At 65.5% G+C, this 5,394-nt stretch carries 7 protein-coding genes; 6 read left to right on the top strand and 1 reads right to left on the bottom strand.

Annotated elements, in window-relative coordinates:
- Positions 1–565 (bottom strand): helix-turn-helix domain-containing protein (locus AC0L3A_RS37730; protein WP_473256290.1); only part of this gene is annotated, 565 nt, incomplete at its 3' end.
- A 131-nt stretch (positions 566–696) separates the two neighbouring features.
- Here AC0L3A_RS37730 and AC0L3A_RS37725 point away from each other — a divergent pair.
- Genes AC0L3A_RS37725 through AC0L3A_RS37700 form a run of 6 tightly spaced genes read left to right on the top strand, consistent with a single transcriptional unit; the run spans position 697 to position 5,299 of the window.
- Positions 697–1,662 (top strand): Bug family tripartite tricarboxylate transporter substrate binding protein, encoded by a 966-nt coding sequence (locus AC0L3A_RS37725; protein WP_219682469.1) that lies wholly within the window; start codon positions 697–699, stop codon positions 1,660–1,662.
- A gap of 3 nt (positions 1,663–1,665) precedes the next feature.
- Positions 1,666–2,283 (top strand): flavin reductase family protein, encoded by a 618-nt coding sequence (locus AC0L3A_RS37720; protein WP_007597595.1) that lies wholly within the window; start codon positions 1,666–1,668, stop codon positions 2,281–2,283.
- A gap of 43 nt (positions 2,284–2,326) precedes the next feature.
- Positions 2,327–3,187, top strand: a complete 861-nt coding sequence (locus tag AC0L3A_RS37715; RefSeq protein WP_354126923.1) for a fumarylacetoacetate hydrolase family protein — start codon at positions 2,327–2,329, stop codon at positions 3,185–3,187.
- Positions 3,188–3,190: 3 nt separating this feature from the next.
- Positions 3,191–3,994, top strand: a complete 804-nt coding sequence (hpaH, locus tag AC0L3A_RS37710) for a 2-oxo-hept-4-ene-1,7-dioate hydratase (RefSeq protein WP_354126922.1) — start codon at positions 3,191–3,193, stop codon at positions 3,992–3,994.
- 24 nt (positions 3,995–4,018) lie between these two features.
- Positions 4,019–4,411: a RidA family protein gene (locus AC0L3A_RS37705; protein ID WP_007597590.1), complete on the top strand. Its 393-nt coding sequence runs from the start codon at positions 4,019–4,021 to the stop codon at positions 4,409–4,411.
- 12 nt (positions 4,412–4,423) lie between these two features.
- Positions 4,424–5,299 (top strand): amidohydrolase family protein, encoded by an 876-nt coding sequence (locus tag AC0L3A_RS37700; RefSeq protein WP_354126921.1) that lies wholly within the window; start codon positions 4,424–4,426, stop codon positions 5,297–5,299.
- Positions 5,300–5,394: the final 95 nt, after the last annotated feature.

The raw sequence follows: 5,394 nt of genomic DNA, 5'->3' as shown, positions 1-5,394 counted from the left end.
CGGCGGGGGGGGGCGCGGCGCGCCGGCGGCCCCCCCCGCCCCCCCGCGGCGGGTGCGGGGGGGGGGGGGGGGGGGGGCGGGCGGGCGGGCGGGGGGGGGGGCCCCCGCGGGGGGGGCGCCCCCCCCCCACCTCGATCGACAGCACCTGGATCGGATAGACACCGATCCTGCGGTCGACGCACAGCGTGTCGTTGCCGGTCCGCACCGTCAGGAACAGCGTGTCGCCGATCTCGGTCGACGCACGTTGCAGCGACGGATTGGCGGCGATCAGCAGCCGCGACGGCCGAGCCCGTGCGAGCGCAAGCTCCGGCACCTGGTTGCCGATCGCGTAGCGGCCGGTTTTGTCATGCCGTTCGACGATACCTTCCTCGATCAGCACGTGGACGATGCGGTGCACGGTCGGGCGGGTGAGGCCGGTCGCCCGCACCACCTCTGCCAGCGGCACGCCGTCCTCGCGGCCGGCGGCAAGAATGCGCAGCACCGCGAGCGCGCGGCGGATCGCCTGCGCACCCTGTCGCGGTTCGGTGATGCGGCGGGTGGATTTCGCGGAAGCGGTCTTGTCCATAATATGGACAAGAACGCCACAATTCACTCGACAGGTAAAGCGCGCATCTGGAGATTGCGCTCCGAATCGAGATGCCGTGTACGACGTCAGGCAAATCGACGTAAAATTGGAAGCGCCGCCGGGAGGTTAACATGAGATTAATCTGGATTGCCATAGCTGCCGCAGCGGCGATGCTGGCGGGACCGGCGTCGGGCCAGCAATGGCCGTCGCGCAACGTCAAGCTGATCGTGCCCTATCCGGCCGGCGGCAATGTCGACAGCGCCGCGCGCATCATCGCCGACAAGCTCCAGGAAAAGCTTGGCCAGCCCTTCATCATCGAGAACAAGGCGGGCGCCGGCGGCATGATCGCGGGCGAGGCTTTCGCGAAATCCGCGCCCGACGGCTACACGCTGTTCGTCGGTGCCAACGGCCCGGTGCTGTTCGCGACCGAAATCAACAAGCGCGACGTCTACAGCTGGAAGAAGGACTTCCTGCCGATTACGACGATCTCGATGACGCCGCTGGTGCTCGAGGTGCATCCGTCGGTGCAGGCGACGAATTTCAAGGAATTCATCGACCTTGCCAAGCGCGAGCCGGGCAAGTTGACGATGGCCTCGCCCGGTCCCGGCACCACCAACCATCTGCTCAGTGAGCTGATGCAGTCCAGCCTCGACCTGCAATGGGTCACCGCGCACTATCGCGGCAATGCGCCTGCGGTCAACGATCTCTTGGGCGGCCAGGTACAGTTCGCGTTCGACCAGCTCACGGTCAGCCTGCAGCACATCAAGGCCGGCCTGTTCCGGGCGCTGGCCGTCACCAGCCCGCACCGCCTGAAGTCGCTGCCCGATGTCCCGACGTTTGCCGAGCTCGGCTACAAGGATTTTGACGGCCAGACCTTCACCGGCCTGTTCGCACCGGCAGGCACGCCGGCGCCCGTGATCGACAAGCTGCACGACGCGTTGACCGCGATCCTGAAGGACCCCGCCGTGGTCGACAAGTTCGAGAAGCTCGGCGGCGAAGCCGTCGCGATGACGCCCGATGAATTCAGGGCCTATCTCGAGCGCGAGGACGCCAAATGGATTCCGATCGTGCGCAAGGCCAACATCAAGGCGGATTGATCGATGCGGATCGACCCCACCGAGCTCGGCGCCGAGCGCATCTACCGGCTGATGACCGGCATCGTGGTGCCGCGTCCGATCGCCTGGGTGACGAGCCTGTCCCGCGCAGGCGTGCTCAACCTCGCGCCATTCAGCGCCTTCACCTTCGTCTCGCAGAAGCCGCCGATGCTGGCCATCAGCGTCGGCCGCAAGGGCGCCGACTACAAGGACACCGCGCACAACATTCTCGACACCGAGGAATATGTGATCCACATCGCCGATACCCCGCTGATGCAGGCCGTGCACGACTCGTCGGTAGAGCATCCGCCTGAGATCAGCGAGGTCGCGGAGCTTGGCCTCGAGACGCTCCCGAGCGAGCGCATCAAGGTGCCGCGGCTCAGCATTGCACCGGTTGCGATGGAATGCCGCTTCCGGCAGTGCCTGGAATTCGGCGACGCCCGCAGCCGCCTGATCGTCGGCGAAGTCGTGATGTTCCACCTCCGCGACGGCCTCGTGAACGACGGCAAGGTCGAAACCGCGGCGCTCGATCCGATCGCGCGCATCGGCGGACCGCGCTACGCCCGTCTCGGCGAGATCGTGACGCTGCGCGGCGTGTTCCAGACTCCCAAATCGAAAGACTGAGCGCGCTGCCCCGGCAGCACCTCAAGACCATTGGAGAACGACCATGCGACTCCTAAGCTATCTCCTGGACGGAGAGCCGCACTATGGTGCCGCCATCGAAGGCGGTGTCGTCGATCTGACCCGGCGGGTCGGCCGCGACTTCTCCGATTTGAGGGCGCTGATCGCAGCCAATGCGCTGGCCGACGCGCAGGAAGCCGTCGCCGGACAAAAGCCGGATTATGCGCTCGACGAGCTCGTGCTGCTTCCGCCGGTGCTGGCGCCGGAAAAGCTCTGGTGCATCGGCGTCAATTATGCCGAGCGCAATGCCGAGTATAAAGACAGCTCCGACCTGCCCAAATATCCCAGCCTGTTCGTGCGCAGCATGTCCTCGATGACGGGCTCCGGTCAGCCGCTGGAGAAGCCCACGGTATCCGATCAGCTCGATTATGAAGGCGAACTCGTCATCGTGATCGGGCAGGGCGGCCGTCACATTCCGCGCGAAAAGGCCTGGTCACACATTTTCGGCATGACGCTGTGCAACGAGGGCACGATCCGCGACTGGCTGCGCCACGGCAAGTTCAATGTCACGCAAGGCAAGAATTTCGACCGCTCCGGCAGCATCGGTCCGTGGATCGTCACGTCGGACGAGCTCGATCCGCGCGGCCCTCATGACATCGTCACGCGCGTCAACGGCGAGGTCCGGCAGCAGGACACCACCGAGCGGCTGATGTTTCCGTTCGACTTTCTGATCTCCTATCTCTCCACGTTCGCCACTCTCAAGCCCGGCGACATGATCGTGACAGGCACGCCGACCGGCGCCGGCGCCCGCTTCGACCCGCCGCGCTGGCTGAAAGTCGGCGATGTCGTCGAGGTCGAATCCAGCCGCATTGGCGTGCTGCGCAACACCGTCGCGGCGGAGAGTTAAACCATGCTGGATACCGCCACGATCGAACGCCTTGCCGCGCGCCTTGACGAGGCCGAGCGCACCAAGACGCTGATCACGATGTTCACCAAAGACTATCCCGATTTCAGCATGGAGGATGCCTATGCCGTTCAGCGCGCCTGGACAAAACTCCAGCTCGGACGCGGCCGGGTTATCAAGGGCCACAAGATCGGCCTGACCTCGAAGGCGATGCAGAACGCGGTCGGCATTTCCGAGCCGGATTACGGCGTGCTGTTCGCCGACATGTTCTATGCCGATGCCACGCCGATTCCGTTCGACCGTTTTCACGCGCCCCGCATCGAGGTCGAGCTCGCCTTCGTGCTGAAGGCGCCGCTGCGCGGGCCGGATTGCACCATCTTCGACGTGCTCAACGCCACCGACTACGTCACCCCGGCGCTGGAGATCCTGGAGACGCGCATGCACCGCGTCGATCCCGACACCGGCAAGGCGCGCAAGGTGATGGACACGATCTCGGACAACGCGGCGAATGCCGCGCTGGTGCTCGGCGGCCGGCCGTTCCGCCCGATGGACGCGGACATGCGCTGGATCGGCGCGCTGTTGTTCCGCAACGGCGAGGTCGAGGAGACCGGGCTTGCGGCCGGCGTGCTCAATCATCCCGCCAACGGCATCGCCTGGCTCGCCAACCGCCTCGCGCCGCATGACGAGCATCTCGCCGCCGGCGAGGTGGTGCTGGCGGGGTCGTTCACGCGTCCGGTCGATATCCGCCGCGGCGACACGTTTCATGCCGACTACGGCGCGTTCGGCTCGGTGTCCTGCCAGTTCGTCTGAACCAACAATAAACGGGAGCGCATCATGACAGGCCAAACGCGGCGCAAGAGCATCCACATCGGCGGCTTCAAGCACGCCAACCCGATTCCGAACGCCTGCCGCATCGGCAATCTCGTGATGTCAGGCGTCATCCTCGGCCGCGATGCCGCCGGCGCGATGCCCGAGAGCCTCGATGCGCAATGTGCCAACATGTTCGCGCATATGAAGGCCACGGTCGAGGCCGCCGGCGGCACCACCGACGACATCATCAAGATGACCGTGTGGTTGAAGGACCGTACGCAGCGCGGCCCGGTCAACGTCGAGTGGCTGAAGATGTTTCCGGACGAGCATTCGCGCCCGGCGCGCCACGCGCTGCCGATGGACAACATGGACGGCGGCGCACTGGTGCAGTGCGACTTCACCGCCATGATCGACTAAAGGAGTTTGCGCATGCCGACCTATCTGCCGTTCGACCCGAACCCGCGCCGCCCGGTCAAGGCGCCGCCGCCCAAAACCGTCGACAGCCAGTTTCACGTGCTCGGCCCCATCGACAAATATCCGGAACGTCCCGGCGCGGCCTATCGGATGCCGACCGCGACCTGGGAAGCGGCGCTGCGCGTGCACAAGACGCTCGGCATCGAGCGCGGCATCATCGTGCAGACCACGACCTACGGCGCCGATCATGCCGTCGTGCTCGACGGTCTCGCCGCGATGGGCCCGAACTATCGCGGCTGCGCCAACGCGCTGGTGTTCGCGGAGGCGAACGACACTTATCTCGCCAAGCTGCATGATGCAGGTGTCCGCGGCGCGCGCTTCAGCTTCCGCCAGGAGCTCGGCGCCGTGCTGTCGGATGCCGATTTCGCCCGCGCGATTGCGCGCATCCGCGAGCTCGGCTGGTACGTCAAGATCCAGCCCGAGAAGGACGGCATCGTTTCCAGCGTCGCCAAATACGAGAATCTCGACGTGCCCGTGCTGATCGACCACATGGCGCGTCCCGATCCGGAAGCCGGCAGGAACGATCCGAATTTGCGCAAGATGCTCGAACTGCTCGCCAGGGGCAATTTCTGGGTGATGCTGTCGCTCGGCGAGAAGACCTCGAAGCGCGGTGCTCCTTACGACGACGTCATCCCGATCGCGCGCGCCTATATCGAGGCCGCAGTCGACCGCTGCGTCTGGGCCAGCGACTGGCCGCATCCGGTCTCGGTCAAGCAGCCGCCCAACGACGCCGATCTGCTCGAGCTGATGTACCGCTACGCGCCTGATCAGTCGACGCTGGAGAAGATTTTGGTGCACAATCCGGCCAAGCTGTTCGGCTTTCCGGATTAGGGCGAGATGAGCTGAAGCCGAGTCGAGTTTAACCGCGAATACCGCTCTCTCCGTTCCCTCCCCCCTTGTGGGGGAGGGCTAGGGAGGGGGGTAGC

This window comes from Bradyrhizobium sp. MI1.3 (genome assembly GCF_055811695.1).
This window is presented reverse-complemented; position numbering and strand designations above follow the sequence as displayed.